At 69.7% G+C, this 20,820-nt stretch carries 19 protein-coding genes; 10 read left to right on the top strand and 9 right to left on the bottom strand.

The features are described from left to right. Window positions 1-21: 21 nt before the first annotated feature. Entirely contained in the window at window positions 22-1,023 is a 1,002-nt protein-coding gene (locus ABZV58_RS33695; protein WP_355004234.1) for a methylenetetrahydrofolate reductase, read from the bottom strand. Between the two features lie 228 nt (window positions 1,024-1,251). On the opposite strand from ABZV58_RS33695, the gene ABZV58_RS33690 reads away from it, so the two are divergent. The 5 genes from ABZV58_RS33690 (at window position 1,252) to ABZV58_RS33670 (ending at window position 7,372) form a co-directional block, all read left to right on the top strand. Further along, window positions 1,252-2,409 (top strand): polyprenyl synthetase family protein, encoded by a 1,158-nt coding sequence (locus ABZV58_RS33690; RefSeq protein ID WP_355004290.1) that lies wholly within the window; start codon window positions 1,252-1,254, stop codon window positions 2,407-2,409. Next, entirely contained in the window at window positions 2,406-2,612 is a 207-nt protein-coding gene (locus ABZV58_RS33685; protein ID WP_355004233.1) for a hypothetical protein, read from the top strand. Before ABZV58_RS33690 ends, ABZV58_RS33685 begins: the two co-directional genes overlap by 4 nt. 228 nt (window positions 2,613-2,840) lie before the next feature. After that, window positions 2,841-4,424, top strand: coding sequence for a phytoene desaturase family protein (crtI, locus tag ABZV58_RS33680; RefSeq protein WP_355004232.1), 1,584 nt, complete (start codon window positions 2,841-2,843; stop codon window positions 4,422-4,424). A 231-nt stretch (window positions 4,425-4,655) separates the two neighbouring features. Beyond that, window positions 4,656-6,269, top strand: coding sequence for an alpha-(1->6)-mannopyranosyltransferase A (locus tag ABZV58_RS33675; protein WP_355004289.1), 1,614 nt, complete (start codon window positions 4,656-4,658; stop codon window positions 6,267-6,269). Beyond that, complete coding sequence (locus tag ABZV58_RS33670) at window positions 6,266-7,372, top strand: phytoene/squalene synthase family protein (RefSeq protein WP_355004231.1); 1,107 nt, start codon at window positions 6,266-6,268, stop codon at window positions 7,370-7,372. Before ABZV58_RS33675 ends, ABZV58_RS33670 begins: the two co-directional genes overlap by 4 nt. 69 nt (window positions 7,373-7,441) lie before the next feature. Here ABZV58_RS33670 and ABZV58_RS33665 read toward each other — a convergent pair whose 3' ends face one another. After that, window positions 7,442-7,810 carry an Rv2175c family DNA-binding protein gene (locus ABZV58_RS33665; protein WP_355004230.1) on the bottom strand — a complete coding sequence of 123 codons (369 nt, stop codon included), beginning with the start codon at window positions 7,808-7,810 and terminating at the stop codon, window positions 7,442-7,444. Between the two features lie 167 nt (window positions 7,811-7,977). Here ABZV58_RS33665 and pknB point away from each other — a divergent pair, with 167 nt between their 5' ends. After that, on the top strand, window positions 7,978-9,960 hold the full coding sequence (pknB, locus tag ABZV58_RS33660) for a Stk1 family PASTA domain-containing Ser/Thr kinase (protein WP_355004229.1): 1,983 nt from the start codon (window positions 7,978-7,980) through the stop codon (window positions 9,958-9,960). Between the two features lie 58 nt (window positions 9,961-10,018). Here the strand turns inward: pknB and ABZV58_RS33655 are convergent, their stop codons facing one another. After that, window positions 10,019-10,714 (bottom strand): enoyl-CoA hydratase/isomerase family protein, encoded by a 696-nt coding sequence (locus ABZV58_RS33655; RefSeq protein WP_355004228.1) that lies wholly within the window; start codon window positions 10,712-10,714, stop codon window positions 10,019-10,021. A gap of 30 nt (window positions 10,715-10,744) precedes the next feature. Then, complete coding sequence (locus ABZV58_RS33650) at window positions 10,745-11,578, bottom strand: NAD(P)-dependent oxidoreductase (protein ID WP_355004227.1); 834 nt, start codon at window positions 11,576-11,578, stop codon at window positions 10,745-10,747. A gap of 170 nt (window positions 11,579-11,748) precedes the next feature. Here ABZV58_RS33650 and ABZV58_RS33645 point away from each other — a divergent pair, with 170 nt between their 5' ends. Further along, the gene (locus ABZV58_RS33645) at window positions 11,749-12,225 is read left to right on the top strand and encodes a MarR family transcriptional regulator (RefSeq protein ID WP_355004226.1); all 477 of its coding nucleotides are present in this window, start codon (window positions 11,749-11,751) and stop codon (window positions 12,223-12,225) included. A gap of 132 nt (window positions 12,226-12,357) precedes the next feature. On the opposite strand, the gene ABZV58_RS33640 is transcribed toward ABZV58_RS33645, so the two are convergent. Beyond that, complete coding sequence (locus tag ABZV58_RS33640; protein WP_355004225.1) at window positions 12,358-13,746, bottom strand: class II 3-deoxy-7-phosphoheptulonate synthase; 1,389 nt, start codon at window positions 13,744-13,746, stop codon at window positions 12,358-12,360. Between the two features lie 182 nt (window positions 13,747-13,928). On the opposite strand from ABZV58_RS33640, the gene ABZV58_RS33635 reads away from it, so the two are divergent. Beyond that, a complete protein-coding gene (locus tag ABZV58_RS33635; protein ID WP_141812579.1) occupies window positions 13,929-14,417 on the top strand; it encodes a polyadenylate-specific 3'-exoribonuclease AS in 489 nt (162 codons plus the stop codon). A gap of 104 nt (window positions 14,418-14,521) precedes the next feature. On the opposite strand, the gene ABZV58_RS33630 is transcribed toward ABZV58_RS33635, so the two are convergent. The 4 genes from ABZV58_RS33630 to ABZV58_RS33615 are packed head-to-tail and all read right to left on the bottom strand — an operon-like array spanning window position 14,522 to window position 18,851. Continuing rightward, a complete protein-coding gene (locus tag ABZV58_RS33630) occupies window positions 14,522-16,138 on the bottom strand; it encodes a cytochrome bc complex cytochrome b subunit (RefSeq protein ID WP_355004224.1) in 1,617 nt (538 codons plus the stop codon). After that, complete coding sequence (locus ABZV58_RS33625; RefSeq protein WP_355004223.1) at window positions 16,135-17,325, bottom strand: ubiquinol-cytochrome c reductase iron-sulfur subunit; 1,191 nt, start codon at window positions 17,323-17,325, stop codon at window positions 16,135-16,137. Before ABZV58_RS33625 ends, ABZV58_RS33630 begins: the two co-directional genes overlap by 4 nt. Next, on the bottom strand, window positions 17,322-18,185 hold the full coding sequence (locus ABZV58_RS33620; protein ID WP_355004222.1) for a cytochrome c: 864 nt from the start codon (window positions 18,183-18,185) through the stop codon (window positions 17,322-17,324). Before ABZV58_RS33620 ends, ABZV58_RS33625 begins: the two co-directional genes overlap by 4 nt. Before the next feature lie 54 nt (window positions 18,186-18,239). Next, on the bottom strand, window positions 18,240-18,851 hold the full coding sequence (locus tag ABZV58_RS33615) for a heme-copper oxidase subunit III (protein WP_355004221.1): 612 nt from the start codon (window positions 18,849-18,851) through the stop codon (window positions 18,240-18,242). Window positions 18,852-19,055: 204 nt separating this feature from the next. Between ABZV58_RS33615 and ABZV58_RS33610 the strand changes: the two genes are divergently transcribed. Further along, entirely contained in the window at window positions 19,056-19,481 is a 426-nt protein-coding gene (locus ABZV58_RS33610) for a hypothetical protein (protein WP_355004220.1), read from the top strand. Window positions 19,482-19,644: 163 nt separating this feature from the next. Continuing rightward, entirely contained in the window at window positions 19,645-20,706 is a 1,062-nt protein-coding gene (trpD, locus tag ABZV58_RS33605; RefSeq protein ID WP_355004219.1) for an anthranilate phosphoribosyltransferase, read from the top strand. Window positions 20,707-20,820 lie beyond the last annotated feature (114 nt).

Genomic DNA, 20,820 nt, shown 5'->3' with positions numbered 1-20,820 from the left:
GCCGGGTCGGCGGGGCATTCTTCAGGCGCTCATGGGCGCGGCGGTGACACCGTAGCCGAGGTTCGTCAGCACCTCGCTCGTCGCCTTGGCGAAATTCAGCGTGATGAAGTGCAGGCACGGCGCGCCCTCGTCGATCAGCCGCTGCGCCATCTCGGTGGCGATCTCGATGCCGACCTCGCGGACCGCCGCCCGGTCCTCCTCCGGACCGTCGCCCGCCGCCTTGCGCAGCCGCTCCAGCACCGAGGCGGGCAGCTCGCGACCGCACAACTCCTCGGCCCTCGCCACGGTGCGCAGCGAGGTGATCGGCATCAGCTCCGGGATGATCGGCTTGGCGCCCTCGACCGGATCCATCGCGACGACCCGATCCCGCAGACGCAGGTAGTGGTCGACCTCGAAGAACATCTGGGTGATCGAATACTCCGCGCCCGCACGCAGTTTCGCGGCCAGGTAGGCGGTGTCGGAGTCCAGGTCCGGCGAGCGGTGGTGCCCCTGCGGGAACGAGGCGACGCCGACGTGGAAATCGCCGAGATCGCGCACGATGCGGACCAGTTCCTCGGCGTACTCCACGCCCTGCGGGTGCTTGTGCCACTCGCCGAGCGGGTCGCCGGGCGGGTCGCCGCGCAGCACCAGGATGTTGCGGATGCCGGAGTCGGCGTACGCGCCGACCAGTGAGCGCAGCTCGGCCACGCTGTGCCCGACGGCGGTCAGGTGCGCCACCGGCAGCAGGGTGGTCTCCTGCGCGAGCTCACCGGTCACCCGCACGGTGCGATCCTTGGTGGAACCGCCCGCGCCGTACGTCATCGACACGAACGCCGGATGCATGCGCTCGAACTCGCGTACCGCGCGCCAGAGCCGAGCCTCGCCCGCGGCGTCGCGCGGCGGGTTGAACTCGACGGAGAACGGCACCATCCGGCCGGAATGCACCTGCAAGCTCTGCACGACCGAAGGTGTTCCCGAGACGATCGGTGGCGTCGGGGACGGTCGCCCTGGGGTCGAACGTCCCCGCACGGAATCGAAAGTCACCGGTTCAGTGTAGTGGGACGGCCGTACGGCCGTGTCGGCACGGGATTTCCCGGCGTGGAGGTTGGTCGACGACGGGATCGAAAGGCCGCGTATTCTCTGATACGGCACCACTATCGCTGCGGCCGGACCGGACGTGCGCCGCGATCGCGCCGAACCGGGCGGCGGTGACGCGCGCTCGCCCACACAACGAACCAGTCGCGCTCGACCGGCGCGACCACACCCGTGACCCTGGAGGTTCCTCTGTCCGCCGGACCCGGTACTCCGACAAGAACCCCGGCAACGTCCGTCGCCGACGCGCCACGGACGCCGAGTCCCGGCACGCCCGACTTCGTCGCCGCCGTGCAGGACCGGCTCACCGCGTTCTTCGCCACCCGGCGGCCGATCGTCGAGCCGCTCGGCCCGGTCTTCGTCGACGCCGCCGACGCGCTGGAGATGTTCGTGCTCCGCGGCGGCAAGCGCACCAGGCCCGCGTTCGCCTGGACCGGCTGGCTCGGCGCGGGCGGCGACCCGGACAGCGCGGAAGCTGGTGCGGTGCTCGCCGCTTGCTCGGCGCTCGAACTGGTGCAGGCGTGCGCGCTGATCCACGACGACATCATCGATTCCTCGCGCACCCGCCGCCGTTTCCCCACGGTGCACGTCGATTTCGAGCAGCGCCACCGCGAGCGCGGCTCGGCGGGCGACGCCGCGCACTTCGGCGTCAGCGTCGCGATCCTGATCGGCGATCTCGCCCTGGCCTGGGCCGACGACCTGGTGCACGCCTCCGGTCTCGACCCGGCGGCGCTCGCGCGGTTCGCGCCGGTCTGGGCGATGATGCGCACCGAGGTGCTCGGTGGGCAGCTGCTCGACATCAACGGCGAAGCGGTCGGCGACGAGTCGGTGGATGCCGCGTTGCGCATCAACCGCTACAAGACCGCCGCCTACACCGTGGAGCGCCCGCTGCACCTGGGCGCCGCCATCGCCGACGCCGACCCGGACCTGATCGCGGCCTACCGCACCTTCGGCACCGACATCGGGATCGCCTTCCAGCTGCGTGACGACCTGCTCGGCGTGTTCGGCGATCCGGAGGTCACCGGCAAACCCTCCGGCGACGACCTGCGCGAGGGCAAGCGCACCGTGCTGCTCGCCGAGGCGCTGCGCCGCGCCGACGCCACCGATCCGTCCGCCGCGCACCTGCTGCGCACCAGCATCGGCACCGATCTCGGCGCCGAGGACGTTACGCGCCTGCGCGCCGTGCTCACCGAGCTCGGCGCCGTCGACGACGTGGAACACCGCATCGCCGACCTCACCGACCGCGGCCTAGCCGCCATCGATTCCAGCTCGGCCACCCCCGCCGCCAAAGAGCAACTACGCGGCATGGCACTGGCCGCAACCAGGAGGACCGCATGAAAGCCGTTGTGGGACCAGCCGATCGCGTGATCGCCGTCGGCGCAGGACCGGCCCCGCGCAGCACCGCCAAGCGCCGCGGGAAGTCCACCGCCGCGCTGACCGAACGTCGACTGATTCTCGGCGCCGCTCTGCCGACCCGGCGCGGCGTCCGTGTCCCCCGCGCGTGCTCGGCGCCGCGGGACACCGAGTCGGCCGAGGACTGAATCTCCGTCTTTCAACGCCGGACGTCGCGAGGCGACCGGCGGCGCGCACCGCGTAGCGATCCACCTACCGACCGGCAGGCACGGGAATCATCGTGGTGCGCGAAACGCACGCCGCACCGGCCCGCCGCGGCGTGCGAACGGCCGCGTTCCACTGGAACGGACGCGGCGCGGGCCGAGGCAGAGTGTCGTGTGCAGTACCGCCGTGCCCGGCGGTCGAGGAGAAGTCAGATGAAAACCGTTGCGGGACCGACCGATCGGGTGGTCGTCGTGGGCGCGGGCCTGTCCGGGCTTGCCGCCGCGCTGTATCTCACCGGCGCGGGGCGGTCGGTCACGCTGCTGGAACGGGCCGATCATCCCGGCGGCCGGGTCGGCAGGTACCGGGGGCCCGATTACGAGATCGACAACGGCGCGACGGTGCTGACGCTTCCGGAACTGATCACCGACGCCTTGGCCGCGGTGGGCCGGACCCTCGAGTCGGGCCCGACACCGCTGCGCATCCACCGGCTCGCGCCGAGCTATCACGCCCGCTTCGCCGACGATTCCACCATCCGGGTGTTCGCGGACCCGGACGCGATGGCCGAGGAGGTCGCCCGCACCTGCGGCCGCGACGAGGCGCGCCGCTACCGACAGCTGCGGGACTGGCTGGCACGTGTCTACCGCGCCGAGTTCACCGAATTCATGGACACCAACTTCGACTCGCCGCTCGACATGGTGCGCTCTCCGCGCAAACGCGCCGCGCTGCTCGAACTGGTGCGGCTCGGCGGGTTCGGCAGACTCGGACCGCGCGTCGGCCGGATACTCACCGACCGCCGACTGGCTCGGCTGTTCACCTTCCAGGCGCTCTACGCGGGCATGGCGCCCGCCGACGCGCTCGCCGTCTACGGCGCGATCCCGCACATGGACACCTCGCTCGGCGTCTACTTCCCCGAAGGCGGGATGCGCGCCATCGCCGCCACCATGGCCGAGGCGTTCACCGCCGCGGGCGGGACGCTGCACCTGAACACCGAGGTGGCCGGGATCGAGTACGAAGGCCGACGCGCCCGCCGGGTGCGCACCACCGACGGACGCACGGTCGACTGCGACGCGGTGGTCCTCACCGCGGATCTCGGCTCGATCGAACGCTTCGGCGTGCGCCGCCGACGGGGACTGCGGGCCGCGCCGTCCGCCGTGGTCGCGCACGGCACGATTCCGGCCGACGTCGCCGCGAGCTGGCCGGTGCAGGCGCACCACACCATCGATTTCGGCGCGGCGTGGGAAACCACCTTCGACGAGATCGCCGTCGCGCCGCGCCGCGGCGGCAGGCTCACCGCGCGCGGACGGCTGATGCGCGACCCGTCGCTGCTGCTGACCCGCCCCGCGCTGACCGATCCCACGCTCTACATCGACCGGCCCGACGGCAGGCACGAGCCGTTCTCGCTGCTCGCGCCCTGCCCCAACCTGGCGAGCGCCCCGCTCGACTGGGACCGGTTGGCGGGCCCTTACCTACGCGAACTGCTCGAGGTACTGGAGACGCGCGGCTACCGCGGGATCGCCCAACACTTCACCGTCGATCACCTGGACACCCCGGCGACCTGGCTGGCGCAGGGGATGATCGCGGGCACGCCGTTCTCCGTCGCCCACCTTTTCCGGCAGACCGGTCCGTTCCGACCGCGGAATTTCCCGCGTTTCAGCGACAATGTGGTTATCGCCGGTTGCGGCACCACGCCGGGCGTCGGCGTGCCGACGGCGCTGCTCTCCGGGAAACTGGCGGCAAACCGCATTACCGGCGCCGCGGCCGATCTCCGGGATGAACCGCGCGTACCAGCGGGATAGTGTTCCGCGCGAACCATTAAACTGATCGCCGACCTATTCACTCGCGGTTGCGACCGCCGACCTTGCCGGGGGGACCGACACGACATGCATCCCCCCGAGACGAGCGCCGCAGCCGCCACGCCGACCGACACCGCGCGTCGCGCGTCGAGTCGCGGCACCTCGAGCGCCACCGGATCCAGCACAGCGCGATACTCCGGCGACGGCGCCGACCGGAACGACATCCGGGACCGGATGCAGACCTACGCCGATTTCGCGCGCAGTCCCGAGGGCCACGCCGCGCTGCTCGGCTTCTTCGGTGCGGTGATGATCACCTTCGGCGGTCTCGGCGCGGGCAGCGTACGCCAGCGCGATCCGCTGCTCGAGGCGATGAACCTGTCCTGGCTGCGGTTCGGGCACGGCTACGCGCTGTCGAGCATGCTCATCTGGGTCGGCGTGCTGCTGATGATCACCGCGTGGGTTCGGTTGGGCCGCACCACACTCGGGCTCGGCAACCGGGCGGGCGCGGCGGTGACGCTGAACGAACTGCGCGCGATCGTCGGCATCTGGATCTTCCCGCTGCTCTTCGCGGTGCCGATGTTCAGCCGCGACGCCTACTCCTACTTGGCCCAGGGCGCGCTGCTGCGCGACGGTTTCGATCCCTACCAGGTGGGTCCCGTCGCGAATCCCGGTGTGCTGCTGGACAATGTGAGCCCCGTCTGGACCACCACCACCGCGCCGTACGGCCCGGTGTTCCTGCTGCTCGGCCGCGCCATCACCGCCATCACCGGCGACAACGTCGTCGCGGGCACCATCGCGCTGCGCTTCGTGATGTTGCCCGGTCTCGCGCTGATGATGTGGGCGGTCCCGTATCTGACCAAACATCTCGGCGGCAAGCCGACGGTGGCGCTGTGGCTCGCGGTGCTCAACCCGCTGGTGCTCATCCACCTCATCGGCGGTGTGCACAACGAGATGCTGATGGTCGGCCTGATGTGCGCGGGCATCGCGCTGGTGCTGGAGCGCCACCACGTGGCGGGCATCGTCGTCGTCGCGATCGGCGTGGCGATCAAGGCCACCGCGGGCATCGCGCTGCCGTTCCTCGTCTGGATCTGGATGTTGCACGAGCGGGAACGCCGCGCCGCCGAACGCGCGGCCGCGGACCCGAACGCACCGGCCGATCCGAACTCCACCCCGGCCAACGGCGCCCCGGACGCCGCGAAGGCGGGACCGGACATGCCGCATCCGGCCATGACGTTCGCCAAGATCGCGGGCCTGGGACTGAGCGTGTTCGCGGCGGTGTTCGTCGCGGCGTCGGCCATCGCGGGCGTCGGCATCGGCTGGCTGACCGCGCTGTCGGGCTCGAAGAAGATCATCAACTGGCTGTCGCTGCCGACGATCATGGCGCACACCACCACCTGGATCACCCCGCTGCGCATGGAATCGGTGCTCACCGTGACCCGCGCGCTGTGCGCGCTCGCACTGGTCGCGGTGCTGGTGTGGACCTGGTGGCGGTTCCGGCACAGCGAGCGCGAGGCGGTGTTCGGCATCCTCATCGCGTTCGTCGGCATCGTCATCCTCTCCCCCGCCGCGCTGCCCTGGTACTACTCGTGGCCGCTGGCGCTGGCCGCCGCGTTCGCGCTGTCCACCACGACGCTCATGGTGCTCGTCGGCCTGTGTACCTGGCTGATGCTGGTTTTCCAGCCGGACGGATCGATCGGTCTGTACAACTTCTGGCACGTGGCCGCGGCGACGTTCGCCGCGGTCGTCGCCGCGCTCTCGCTGCGCACGGTGGATCCACTGCGGCTGCGTTCCACGCCGCAGGCGGAGACCCCGCGGAGTGAAGTCGCGGCCACCGCTTCGCGACCATGAGCACCGCGAGACCCGGGAAGGACTCAGACCTAGCCGGTGTCGGCCGCGGCCCGCTCGACACGACCGAAGCTCGGCCTGGCATCTCGTCCGATCTCGCGGGAACAGCTCGAGCCGAGGCGGAGATTCGCCTAGCGGACGCCTACCGCGCGTGCCGGGCGATCGCCGCCGAGCACGGCCGCACGTACTTCCTCGCGACCAGGCTGTTGTCGGCTCCGCGAAGACCCGCCGTGCACGCGCTCTACGCCTTCGCGCGGATGGTGGACGACATCGTCGACCACGCGGACGCGAGCCATGGACGGCAGCCGAATCCAGCGGAGACATCGCGCCAGAGTCCGGCGAAGACACGGCAATCGAGCCCCGCGGCCGAACTCGACCTGATCGAGAAACAACTGCGCGTCGCCCTCGATCACCGCACACCCACGGAACCGGTCCCGCCGCTACGCGCCCTGGTGCTGGCCGCGCTCGCCGACACCGTCGACCGCTACGCCATCGATCCCGCGCACTTCTGGACCTTCTTGGACTCCATGCGCATGGACGTCCCCGGCACGCCGCACTTCCGCACTCGCTACGCCACGCTGGCCGAGCTGCGCGAGTACATGCGCGGCTCGGCGGCCGCCATCGGCTTGCAGCTGCTTCCGGTGCTCGGCACCGTCGCGCCGCCCGCCGAGGCCGAACCCGCGGCCGCCGCGCTCGGCGAGGCGTTCCAGCTCACCAACTTCCTGCGCGATATCGGCGAGGATCTCGATCGCGGCCGCGTCTACCTGCCCGGCGACCACCTGGCTGCCTTCGGCGTGGACGACGACCTGCTCGCCCATTGCCGCCACACCGGCCGCACCGATCCGCGGGTACGCCGCGCGCTGGCGCATCTGATAGCGATCAACCGCGGCGTCTACCGCACCGCCGATCCGGGGATCGACCTGCTGAACCCGCGGGTCCGCCCCGCCATTCGCGCGGCGAGCGCGCTCTACGCGGGAATTCTCGACCGGATCGAGGAATCCGGGTACGCGGTGTTCCAGGGGCGAGCGGTGGTGCCGACCGGGCGGCGGCTGCTCGTCGCGGGTACCGAATTCGTGGCGGGCGCGTTCCACCGCCGTCGACGGTGACTTCCCGTGCGGTGTCGTTCGCACGCCGCACAGCGCCACCGGCCCTGCGCGGCGTGCGAAACCTGGAGTTCAGAAGGGGTCGGCGGCGGCGCGGCGCAGCACCTCACGGGCGAGCGGGCCGTGCAGCGCGTCGATGGGCTTGCCGGGAAGGCTGGCGTCGTCGGTGAAGATCCACTCGAGGATCTCCTCGTCGGTGTACTTGGCGTCCTTCATGACGGTGATCAGCCCGGGTAGGGGCTTGACGACCGCGCCGGTGTCGTCGAAGAAGACCTCCGGAACACTCGCCACTCCATTGCGGCGCAGGGCGAGGAGCTGATGGTCACGCAGCATCTGGTGCACCCGCGTCACCACGATCCCGAGGCGGTCGGCCACCTCGGGCAGCGGCAGCACGGCCACGGAATCCGGAAGGACATCCTCGCTGCAGGGAAATGCACTCACCCGCACAACGGTAGACGGTGTGGCGGCGCGCGTCGTGTGACACCCGGGCGACAGACCGGTTCGGCCGCTCGGCACGGTTACGATCGTGGGGGCCGCACGGGGCGGCCTGTCGCTGTTCGCGTCACAAGCGAGGGGTGAGCACTTTTGTGAAAGCCGGAGGACATCACTTGATCGGGCAGATGCTGGAAGGGCGCTACCGGATTGACGCGCCGATTGCTCGGGGCGGGATGTCGATGGTCTTCCGCGGCGAGGACACCCGCTTGGACCGTCCGGTCGCGATCAAGGTGATGGACCCCAAGTTTGCCGCTGATCCGCAGTTCCTTTCCCGGTTCGAGTTCGAGGCCCGCGCCGTCGCCAAGCTCAAGCATCCGTCGCTGGTGGCGGTGTACGACCAAGGCGTGGACGGCGACCATCCGTTCCTGATCATGGAGCTCGTCGAGGGCGGCACCCTGCGCGAGCTGCTGCGCGAACGTGGACCGATGCCGCCGCACGCCGTGCGCGCCGTCGCCGAACCGGTGCTCGCCGCGATCGGCGTCGCGCACTCCGCCGGCCTCGTGCACCGCGACGTCAAGCCGGAGAACGTGCTCATCTCCGATTCCGGCGAGGTGAAGATCGCCGACTTCGGCCTGGTGCGCGCGGTGGCCGCCGCGACGACCACCTCGGCGAGCGTCATCCTCGGCACCGCCGCCTACCTCTCCCCCGAGCAGGTGACCAGCGGCACCGCCGACTCGCGCAGCGACGTGTACTCGTTCGGCGTACTGATCTTCGAGTTGCTCACCGGCCGGGTCCCGTTCACCGGCGACACCTCGATATCGGTGGCGTATCAGCGGATCGAGAACGACGTGCCGAGCCCGAGCCAGTTCATCTCGGGCGTTCCGCCGGAGTTCGACGAGCTGGTGGCCCGCGCGACCAACCGGGAGCCCGCGCACCGCTTCGCCGACGCCAACGAGATGGCCGCGCAGCTGCGCTCGATCGCCGCGGAGCTGAATCTGCCGCCCTACCGGGTGCCCGCGCCCCGAGAGTCGGCCGAGCATCTGAGCGCGAGCTTCCGCGCGTTGCCCGATCACGGCGGCCGACCCGCACCGTCGCGTCCCGCCCCCGCGCCGGACCCGCACACACCGCAGGCGACGCAGCACACCAAGGTGGTCACCGCGGCGCGACCGCGGGTTCCCGACTACGGACCGTCCGGGGAGTACGGGCCGCCTTCCGACTACGACCCGCAGACCAGCGGCCTGCGCCAACCGCCGTATCAGCCGTACGACGACGACCGGCGCAAGTCGCGCCGGACCACGCTGCTGTGGGTGGCGATCGTCGCGATCCTCACGCTGGTCGTCGGTATCGGCGGCTGGTGGTTCGGCGCGGGCCGCTACGAGCCGGTGCCGCCGATCGCGGGGCTGAGCAGCGAGCAGGCCACCGCGAAGCTCCAGGAGGCGGGCTTCGAAACCGAGATCAGGCAGAAGGCCTCGGACACCATCCCGGTGGGGGGCGTGGTCGGCAGCGACCCGTCGGCCGGATCCAAGCTCACCAAGGGCTCCACGGTGTCGGTGCTGGTCTCCAGCGGCAAGCCTCGGGTGCCCGACATCAATCCCGGTGACGACGTGCGCAAGGTGAACCAGCTCATCAAGGACGCCGGACTCCAGCCCGTCGACGCGGGCGAGGTCGGCAGTCAGGCGCCCAAGGGCTCGCTGGCCAAGGTCGAGCCCGCGCCGGGCACGGTGCTGCCGACGGGCGGACAGGTCAAGGTCTACCGCAGCAACGGCGCGCAGCCGGTGAAGGTGCCGGACGTACGCGGCAAGACCACCGAAGAAGCCGTTGCGGCGCTCAGCGCGGCGGGCATCAAGGTTCGTGAGACTCGCTCCGAATACGACAAGGCTATCGCGGCCGACGAGGTCATCGGCACCGACCCGGCTGCGGGCAGCACGGTGAACTCGGGCGAGGGCGTCGCGCTGATCGTCTCCAACGCGGTCAAACTGCCGCTGCTGGTCGGCGACAGCGTCGGCGAGGCCCGCCAGAAGCTGGAGGGCCTCGGCCTGCGCGTCCAGGTCCAGCAGCTGACCCCGTCGGACAACTCCGTGGTCATCGGCCAGAGCCCCGGCGCGTCGGCCAAGGTCCAGCCGGGGAGCACGGTCACCCTCACCGCACTGCCCTGAGCCACCGGCGACTGCGTCGGCGGCCATCGGTCGGCGGTGTCGGCCGCGCCGCTAGGCCCTAGAGGGTCAGCGTGACCTTGCCGAGCGCGGCGACGACATCGCGGTACATCCACCGCTTCATCGCCGCGAGCGCGGGACCCGCGGTACCTGCCAGCGCGCCCGCCCTGGCCAGCGCGACCGACAGCACCCGATCGTGCTCCTCGACCGCGTCCACGATGCCCGCGGCCAGCGCGTCGGGCCCGCCGTAGCGGCGGCCGGTCAGCATCGCCTCGTGCGCGGCGGGCCCCAGCCGAGCGGTCAGCAAGTCGGCCATGCCGCCGGGGATGACGAGGCCGTCGTCGGATGCGGCCAGTGGCAAGGTGATCTCGGGCAGGCAGAAGAAGCCGCGATCACCGCGCATGACCCGCCCGTCGTGGGCCATGGCGAGGATCGCGCCCGCACCGAACGCATGCCCCTGGACCGCCGCGACGGTCGGCGCGGGGAAGGTCAGCAGGCGCTCGAACACCCGCTGTCCGGCCATCAGGTAGTCGGCGACGTCCGGCCGCAGGAACCGCTCGGGCTCGAAACCGTTGGAGAAGAACTTGCCCGATCCGGTGGTGACCAGCGCCTTCGGCCCGTCGGCTGCCTGCACTTCGTCGAGGCAGGCGTGGACGGCGTCCATCCATCCGGGGGTGAAGCGGTTCTCGGTGTCGAGCTGATCCGGTTCGCCGAGATCGAGCACGAAGACGGCGTCTTCGCGGCGTAGGTGAGGCATGAATACTCCAGTGGTGCGATGTGTTTCGGTTCAGGCGGGCGGGTCGACGAAGATGTCGTAGCCGAGCTCGCCGCTCGGGCCGTAGCCGGACAGATCCGTGATGCCGTGGGCGGCGAGGACTTCCACGTCCAGGTAGGTGTTGCCGGTGGTCGTCGCGGCCGGGCTCTCCAGGATCAGCGCCGCGGCGTCGGCGACGATCTCCGGGGTGCGCGCGGTCGCGGCCACCTCCTCCCCACCGAGCAGGTTGCGCACCGCGGCGGTGGCGATGAGCGTCTCCGGCCACAGGCAGTTCGCGGCGATGCCCGACTCGCGGTGTTCGTTGGCCACACCGAGCGTCAGCAGGGTCATGCCGTACTTGGCCAGCATGTAGGGCGGGTGCGCGCCGAGCCACTTCGGGTCCAGGTTCAGCGGCGGCGAAAGCGACAGCACGTGCGGGTTCGCCGACTTGCGCAGGTGTGGCAGCGCGGCGCGGGTGAGCAGGAAGGTGCCGCGCAGCTGGATCTGCTGCATCAGGTCGAACTTCTTCGCGGGCAACGTCTCGGTGCCCTGCAGATCGATGGCGCTGGCGTTGTTGACCACGATGTCGATGCCGCCGAAGCGGTCGACGGCCAGGTCGACGGCGGCCTGCACCGAGTCTTCGTCGCGCACGTCGCCGACCACGGCGAGCGCCGATCCGCCCGCGGCCTCGATCTCCGCGGCCGCGGTGTGCACGGTGCCGTCCAGCTTCGGGTGCGGGACATCGGTTTTGGCGAGCAGCACGATATTGGCGCCGCGCCGGGCGGCCGCGAGTGCGATGGCCAGGCCGATGCCCCGGCTGCCGCCGGACATCACCAGGGTGCGGCCGGACAGAGTCTGTGGAGTCATGAGGTGCCTTTCGGTGTCGGCGGCGGCTGCGCATTCGGTGCGCCCGGCGCCACGGTGTTGAGCGAAGCATATAATTGGCTCAACAAATCGTTTGCTCTACTACCCTTTTATAGACGCAACGGTTTGTCAAGGGCACCGGCCGCTGGGCATGATGTGACGGGAGGTGAACGATGTCCGAAGACTCGGCGCTGGTTCCTGGGACCATCGCGGCGCACACGGTGTGCCTGCTACAGAAGATGGGACAGGTCGCCTTCCGGCTGGCCGAGGAACGTCTGCTCGGCCTCGGCCTGCGGGTACGGCACTACAGCGTGCTCCAGGCGCTGGCCGACCGCGGCGGCATGGCGCAGGCCGAACTCGGCGGCTACCTGCGCATCGACGCGGCCACCATGGTCTCCACCCTCGACGACCTGGAACGCCACGGCTACGCCGAGCGGCAACGCGATCCCGGCGACCGCAGGCGCTACCTGGTCATCCTCACCGACAAGGGCGGCGAAACGCTCGCGGGCATCCAGACCGCCCTGCGCGAGGTGCACGAGGAGATGTTCGCCGACCTGCCCGAGGAACGGCGCGACCTGCTCTATGCGGTCCTCGGCGAGTTGAACGATTCGGAGCAGTTGCGCGCGCGCTTCGACGCGACGCGGGGCTGAGAGCTACCGCGCTCGCGGCGATTTGGTTCGAAAGCGTCGAAACAGCTGACTGCGCAAAGAGATCCGCACTGCCAGGACGACAGTGCGGATCTCGATGTATCGAATTAGACCTACCCGCGCGGTGTTTCGACCTCAGCGCAGCATTTCGGCGACCAGGAACGACAGCTCCAGCGACTGCTGGGTGTTCAGGCGCGGGTCGCAGGCGGTCTCGTAGCGGCCGGACAGGTCCAGATCGGAGATGTCCTGGGCGCCGCCGAGGCACTCGGTGACGTCCTCGCCGGTCAACTCGATGTGCAGGCCGCCGGGGTGGGTGCCGAGCGCGCGGTGCACCTCGAAGAAGCCCTGCACCTCGTCGACGATGCGGTCGAAGTGGCGGGTCTTGAAGCCGGTGGAGGCCTCGTGGGTGTTGCCGTGCATCGGGTCGCACTGCCAGATCACCTGGTGGCCGGTCGCCTGCACCTTCTCGATGATGGGCGGCAGCACGTCGCGGACCTTGGCGTTGCCCATGCGCGAGACGATGGTGAGGCGGCCCGGCTCGTTGTTCGGATCCAGCCGCTCGACGTACTCCACGGCCTGGTCCGGTGTGGTGGTCGGGCCGATCTTGAGGCCGATCGGGTTGGCGAGCAGTTCCGCCAGCGCGATGTGCGCGCCGTCGAGCTGACGGGTGCGCTCACCGATCCACAGGAAGTGCGCCGACAGGTCGTAGAGCACCGGCTCGCCCGAGACCGGGTGCTCGCTCAGACGCAGCATGGCGCGCTCGTAATCGAGAACGAGCGCCTCGTGGCTGGCGTAGATGCGGGCCGACTGCAAGCTGGGGTCGTTCACGCGGCAGGCGGTCATGAACGCGAGACCGCGGTCGATCTCCTCGGCCAGCGCCTCGTACCGCGCGCCCGCCGGGGACTGCGCGACGAAGTCGCGGTTCCAGTCGTGCACCTTGTGCAGGTCGGCCATGCCCGCGCTGGTCAGCGCGCGGACCAGGTTCATCGCCGCGCTGGCGTTGGCGTAGGCGCGCACCAGGCGGGACGGGTCGTGCTCGCGCATCTTCTCGTCGGCCACCAGCGCGTTCACCATGTCGCCCCGGTAGGACTTCAGACCGAGCGCATCGGTGTCGGAGGAGCGCGGCTTCGCGTACTGGCCCGCGATGCGCGCCACCTTCACCACGGGAAGGCTGGCGCCGTAGGTCAGCACCACGGCCATCTGCAACAGCGTGCGGATATTGCCGCGGATGTGCGGTTCGGTGTTGTCGGCGAACGTCTCCGCGCAGTCACCGCCCTGCATCAGGAACGCCTCGCCCCGCGCGACCTCGGCGAGCTGGCCGCGCAGCTCCTCCACCTCGGCAGGGACGCAGATCGGCGGCACGCTCTCCAGCACGGTGCGCATCATCGCCGCCTGTTCGGGATCCCACGACGGCTGCTGTAGCGCGGGCCGGGCCAGCGCCTCGTCCAATCTCCGGCGCAGCTCGGCGGGCAGCGGTGGCAGTTCCGGCAGGCGATCGATGGGTACGTCGACGGTCCAGTTCACGAGTTCAGAATACGGACCGCGCGGTCGTGCAGACAGCAGAGGTAGGGGTGGATATCGATCCCCGGAGGTGTGGGCGATCCCCACCCGCGGTAGCCCCTCGCGTACGCCGCCCACATCGCCGCATAGGGTGACAACGACCGGCACATGCCACCGCCCGCCCGATCGAGGAGAGGTCGATCTCGCTGAGGTATTTCTATGATTGCGAGTTCATCGAGGACGGGGTCGTCATCGACCTGGTGTCCATCGGCGTCGTCTGCGAGGACGGCCGCGAATACTACGCGGTGTCCACCGAATTCGACCCCGAGCGCGCGGGGCCGTGGGTGCGCAAGTTCGTGCTTCCGCAGCTACCTCCGCCCGCCTCGCCGCGCTGGCGCAGCCGCGAACAGATCCGCGACGACCTCTACAAGTTCCTGATTCCGCGGCCCTCCGTGCAGCCGGAGCTGTGGGCCTGGGTCGGCGCCTACGACCACGTGGCGCTGTGCCAGCTCTGGGGTTCGATGGTCGACCTACCCACCGCCCTCCCCCGCTACACCAACGAACTGCGCCAGCACTGGGAGGCACACGGCCGCCCCGCACTGCCGCCGGTCCCGCCGGACGCGCACGACGCGCTCGCCGACGCCCGCCACAACTACGCCAAATTCGAGGCCATCGAAGCCGCGCGCAGGCGCTGAGGCCCCCAGGTGACAGGCCCCGGTTCCGGACTCGGGGCCTTGTGTTCGAAAAAGGGGAAGGCCCCGAGTCGTAGTCGACTCGGGGCCTTCCCGCCTACCGTGGCTCAGTGGCCGTGCTTGCCGTTGGCCTTCTCCTGGGCCTTCTGGAGCACCGCCAGCTGCCGGTGTTCCTCGGCGTGGTCGAGCTCGAAGTTCCGCTCCGACTCCTCGTGCGGGTCGGGGCGCAGGAAGCTACCGGTGCCCGGCTTGCCCGCCGAACCCAGCTGGTTCATCTTCTTGGGCACCGGGGCGCCCTGGTATGCCAGCGGGATCGGGTGGCCGTGCTCGTCGACCGGGCCGAGCGGCTGGTGCACCTCGATGTACTCACCGTGCGGCAGGCGCTTGATCACGCCGGTCTCGATGCCGTGCTCGAGCACCGCCCGGTCGCTGCGCTGGAGGCCGATGCAGAACCGGTAGGTGAGGAAGTACGCCACCGGCGGGGCCACGAGCAGACCGATACGACCGATCCAGGTCGTCGCGTTCAGCGAGATGTCGAACTTCAGCGCGATGATGTCGTTGACGCAGGACAGCGTCAGCACCACGTAGAAGGCGATCGCCATGGCGCCGATCGCGGTACGGACCGGCACGTCGCGCGGACGCTGCAGCAGGTTGTGGTGCGCGTCGTCGCCGGTGAGGCGCTTCTCGATCCACGGGTAGGCGATCAGCAGCGTGAACACCAGACCCATGATCAGCGCGACCCAGAACACGGCGGGAACCGTGTAGTTGCCGATGTAGAGCTCCCACGGCGGCATCAGACGCGCCATGCCGTCGGTCCACATCATGTAGAAGTCCGGCTGCGAACCCGCGGAGACCTGAGCCGGATTGTACGGGCCGAGGTTCCAGATCGGGTTGATCTGCAGGACGCCGCCCATGATGCCGACGATGCCGAGGGTGAAGGCGAAGAACGCGCCCTGGTCCGCGGCGAACACCGGCACGATGCGCGCGCCGACCACGTTGTTCTCGGTGCGGCCGGGGCCGGGGAACTGGGTGTGCTTCTGATACCAGACCAGCGCGACGTGCGCCGCGATCAGCGCCAGGATGATGCCCGGGAAGAGCAGCACGTGGGCGATGTAGAGGCGCGGGATGATGATGTCGCCGGGGAAGTCGCCGCCGAACATCAGCCAGTGCATCCAGGTGCCGATGACCGGAATGGAGATGGTGATGCCGGAGAACGCGGCGCGCAGGCCGGTGCCGGAGAGCAGGTCGTCGGGCAGCGAGTAGCCGAAGAAGCCCTCGAACATCGCCAGGATCAGCAGCAGCGAGCCGATCACCCAGTTCGCCTCACGCGGCTTGCGGAACGCGCCGGTGAAGAAGATGCGGAACAGGTGCACGATGATCGAGGCCGCGAACAGCAGCGCCGCCCAGTGGTGGACCTGGCGCACGAACAGACCGCCGCGCACCTCGAAGGAGATGTTCAGCGCGGTCTCGTAGGCCCGTGACATCCCGACGCCGCGCAGCGGCTGGTAGGCGCCGTCGTAGGTGACGTGCGCCATCGACGGGTCGAAGTACAGCGTGAGATAGACGCCCGACAGCAGCAGGATGATGAAGCTGTAGAGCGCGATCTCACCCAGCAGGAACGACCAGTGGGTCGGGAAGACCTTGTTGATCGACCGCTTCACGAACGCCGCGGCGCGATACCGCTCGTCCATCTCGTTGGCTTGGGCTGCGACTGAAGGGCTCATGAACGACGCTCCCAGTAGGCCGGTCCGAGCGGCTCGATGAAGTCGCCGTTGGCGACGAGGAAGCCCTCGGAGTTGACGGTGATCGGCAGCTGCGGCAGTGCGCGAGCGGCGGGACCGAAGATCGGCTTACCCCATTCGGTCGCCGAGAACTGCGACTGGTGGCAGGGGCAGAGGATCCGGTTGGTCTGCTGCTCGAACAGCGAGGTCGGGCAGCCGAGGTGGGTGCAGATCTTCGAGTAGGCGAAGTAGTCGCCGAAGTTGAAGCTCTCCTGGCCCTTGCGCTTGATCGCCGACTCGGCGTCCTCGGTGCGCAGACGGATCAGCATGACCGCGTTGCGGATGCCGCGCAGCGACTGCAGCATCTCGTGGGAGTCGCCGCGCCACTTCTCCTTCCACGGGAACACCGTCTCCATGCTGCCCGCGTCCAGGTCCTCCGGACGCACCAGCACGATGTCCTCCGGACGGCCGGTGTCGCGGCGCAGGTAGATGGTCTCGCCAGGGAAGTCCGGCGTCCAGCCCGAGACCCACAGCGGCGACTTGTCGCCCTTGGCCCACGGGTTCTTGATCATGCCGCCGACGAAGAGGAACAGCGAGCCGAGGCCGAGGATACCGACGCCCGCGCCCGCGGTGCGGGTGATCATCTTGCGACGACCCAGCGTGGAGGTGTCGAGCGCGTCCGACAGCTCGGCCACCAGGGTGCGCCGCTCGACCTCCGGCGACCGACCGTCGTGACGGTCCTGGATGGAGATCTCGGCCGGGATGAACTTCTTGCGGATCAGCACCACGGCGATGCCGATGACCAGCACCGAGATGCCGAAGGTCAGACCGACCAGCGGCGTGAACAGCGAGTAGGCGTTGTGGCCTTCCTCGTTCGTGCCCTTGAACTCCCAGGGCCAGAACAGGAAGACACCGACAAGCGCGGCCGCCGCGAGACCGGAGATGGCGAACCAGAAGGTGACTTCGCGCTCGGCCCGCTTCTCGGCCCGGGTGCCCGGGATCGGGAAGCGCTCGCGCCGGTAGGCGACGTCGACGCCGTCGCGCTCGGTGCCGAGCTTGACCAGCTCGTCACGCGACATCGCGTCCAGTTCGTCTTCGGTCGGGTCGGCGGGGGTGTTCACCGGCCCCTTCTTCGACAGCTCGGTCCCCTCATCCGGGCGACTCACGTCGTCTCGCTCCTGTTCACTCATGACCGGGACCCGATCCACATAGCCGCACCGACGGTGAGCACGATGCCGACCACCCAGATCGCCAGACCCTCGGTCGCGGGGCCGAAGCCGCCGAGGCCGTAGCCACCGGGGGTCTTCTCTTCGGCGGCGTTCTTGATGTACGCGATGATGTCGCGCTTCTCTTCGGGCGTGAGCTGGCGGTCGGAGAACTTCGGCATGTTCTCCGGGCCGGTCAGCATCGCCGCGTAGATCTGCTGCTCGCTGGCGGGCTCCAGCGGCGGCGCGTACTTGCCGGAGGACAGCGCGCCGCCCTTGCCGGTGAAGTTGTGGCAGGACGCGCAGTTCATGCGGAACAGCTCGGAACCGCGGGCGATGTCGTCGCCGCGCAGCGATTCCTGGGCGATCTCGCCGTTGGCGTCGCGCACCACGGACGGGCCGCCGCCGTTCGCGGCGATGTAGGCGCCGAGCGCGTCGATCTGCTGGGCGTCGAACTTCGCGGGCTTGCGCGTGGCCTGCGCCTGGTTGGCGGCCAGCGGCATGCGCCCGGAGGACACCTGGAAGTAGACGGCGGCCTCGCCGACGCCGATCAGGCTGGGGCCGCGGTCCTGCACACCCTGCAGGTTCGCGCCGTGGCAGGTGATGCAGGACGTGTCGTAGAGCTGCTTGCCCTCGCGGATCAGCGCGGACTGGTCCTGGTGGGCCGTCGCCACCTGGGGCTCGGGCGTGAGAGCCGTCGCGAGGAAGCCGGCTCCGACCAGACCCACCAGGAGCGCGAGACCGCCCGCGATGCGCCTGCGAAGGCGACGCTGCTTGCGGGTCTTGCTGGCCTCGCCGTTCCCGGGGCTGGCGGGCTCAGGCGCTGACGGGGGAGATGAACTCATCTGTGTCCCTTTGGAGTAGACGGAACCGACTTGTGCAAAAGATTCGGGGCTGGCTCAGCGGACGAAGTAGATCGTGGCGAACAGCCCGATCCACACGATGTCGACGAAGTGCCAGTAGTACGAGACGACGATCGCGGCGGTGGCCTGCGCGGGCGTGAACTTGCTGAGCTTGGTGCGGATCAGCAGGAACACGAAGGCGATCAGACCACCGATGACGTGCAGACCGTGGAAGCCGGTGGTGATGTAGAACACCGAGCCGTAGGCGCTGCTCGAGATCGAGGTGCCCTCGTGGACCAGGTGGTAGTACTCGTAGGCCTGGCCGCCGACGAAGAACGCGCCCATCAGGAAGGTGAGGACGTACCAGCGGCGCAGGCCGAACACGTCGCCCTTCTCCGCGGCGAACACACCCATCTGGCAGGTGAACGACGACGCGACCAGCACGGCCGTGACCGGCACGGCGAGCTTCAGGTTCAGCTCGGTCGGTTCCGGCGGCCAGTTGCCGTGGGCCTGGGCGCGCGCGACGAAGTACATGGCGAAGAGGCCGGCGAAGAACATCAGCTCGCTCGACAGCCAGATGATGGTACCGACGCTGACCATGTTGGGCCGGTTCAGCGAGTGCACACGCTGGGTAATGGCCGATCCTGGGGTCCCTACTGCGGTCGTCACGGGGGTAAGTATGACTCGTCGTAGTACGACAGCAGTAGGCGGGTACGAAACTTGGCCGTCCGTGTCGGAAAACGCACGGACGGACCGGGACTGGCATGTCCGAGTCCGATCCACGGGAAGCCGCCGCACCGAACGCGCCGACCTGCGCGGACGCGGTCATGATGACAGGCGAGAGTAAGTAGAAGCTGAGACGAGGAGGCGGATGTGGCACCGCGTATCTGGCGGCGGTTGTTCGGGCGCGGCGCACCGGCGCCGCTGGACCCGGACCGTGCGGACCTGGTGGTGGTCGCGGCCAGTTTCGACGACGCCGAGGCCTGCTCGGCCGCGCTGGCCAGGGCCGAAGGGCTGACCGAGGACGCGCCCGCGGTGCTGCGGCATCACCTGCGGATTCCGGCGGAGCAGGTCGAGCGGGTGTGCGAGATCGCGGCGCAGGAGGGGTACGCGCCCGCCCCGCGACCCGATGCGACGGGCGATGCACTGGAGATGTTGATCCTGCAGCGCGTGCAGCTCGTCGACGCGCTGCATTGTTCGCAGGAGCGGTCGAGGATGGCCGGGCTGGCGCAGCGCCACGACGGTTTCGCCGACGGGTGGGACGTGCTGCAACCGGGTGGGGCGGCCGCTCCGCGCTGAAAACGCCTTTCCGGCCGGGCGCGCCCCCGCTTACGCTGCGGCGGTGCCGAGTAGTCGGCAACCTCGGTCCGGCCGCGCGCTCGTCAGCGTCCCCTTGCTATCGACGGACTCGGTCCGGCTGCGCCATTAGGCTGCTTGCTACAGAAGTGACGGGAGAAATGGAATGAGCGTGCGCAGCTGGCCCCAGGTGCTCGGAACCCTCGCCGATGGTGGCGACCTGGCCGCGGACGAGACGGCGTGGGCCATGAACGAGATCATGTCCGATCACGCGACTTCGGCGCAGATCGCCGCGTTCGGTGTCGCGATGAAGATCAAGGGACCGACTCCCGAGGAGCTGGGTGGACTGGCCGCCGGCATGCTCTCGCACGCCCGTCTCGTGCACATCGACGGCGACGCGGTCGACATCGTCGGCACCGGCGGCGACCGCTCCGGCTCGGTGAACATCTCCACCATGTCCTCGGTCGTGGTCGCCTCGGCCGGGGTGCCGGTGGTCAAGCACGGCAATCGCGCGGCCTCGTCCAAGAGCGGCGGCGCCGATGTGCTCGAGGCGCTCGGCGTGCGGCTCACCCTCGGTCCGGACGCAGTGGCGCAGTGCGTCCGCGAGGTCGGGATCGGCTTCTGCTTCGCGCCGCTGTTCCATCCCGCGCTGCGCTTCGCGGGCCCGGCGCGCAAGGAGATCGGGATTCCCACTGTCTTCAACGTGCTCGGTCCGCTGACCAACCCGGCGCAGCCGCGCGCGGGCCTGGTGGGTTGCGCCTTCCCCGATCTGCTTCCGGTGGTCGCGGGCGTGTTCGCCGAGCGCGGGGCGAGCGCCCTCGTGGTGCGCGGCAACGACGGGCTCGACGAGATCACCACCTCCGATACCACCGACGCCTGGGTGGTGTCGGGCGGCCGGAAGCGACAGACCACCATCGACCCGACCCGCCTCGGCATCCCACGCGTCGAACTGGACGCGCTGCGCGGCGGTGACGCCGAGACCAACGCCGGTGTGGCGCGGTCGGTGTTCGCGGGCGCGCCGGGCCCCGTGCGCGACGCGGTACTGGTGAACTCCGCCGCGGCCATCGTCGCCTACGACCTCTCGCGCGGGGAGGGCGATCCCGAGGCCGACGTACACGACGCGCTTGCCGCCGGTATCGAGCGCGCGGCCGCCGCGATCGACGGTGGTCAGGCGGCCGCGCTACTGGACAGCTGGGTCAAACTCTCGAACACGCTCGGCGATCGGTGAACTTCAGGCAAACGCTCGATCCGATTGTCGCCGAACCTCTTCCACGCACGTGACAGACGGCTAGACTGACCCGGCGCGGGATGGATCGACCGCAGCGATGCGCCCGTGGCAATG

This window comes from Nocardia sp. NPDC004654, from assembly GCF_040609595.1.
Lineage (GTDB): Bacteria > Actinomycetota > Actinomycetes > Mycobacteriales > Mycobacteriaceae > Nocardia.
This window is presented reverse-complemented; position numbering and strand designations above follow the sequence as displayed.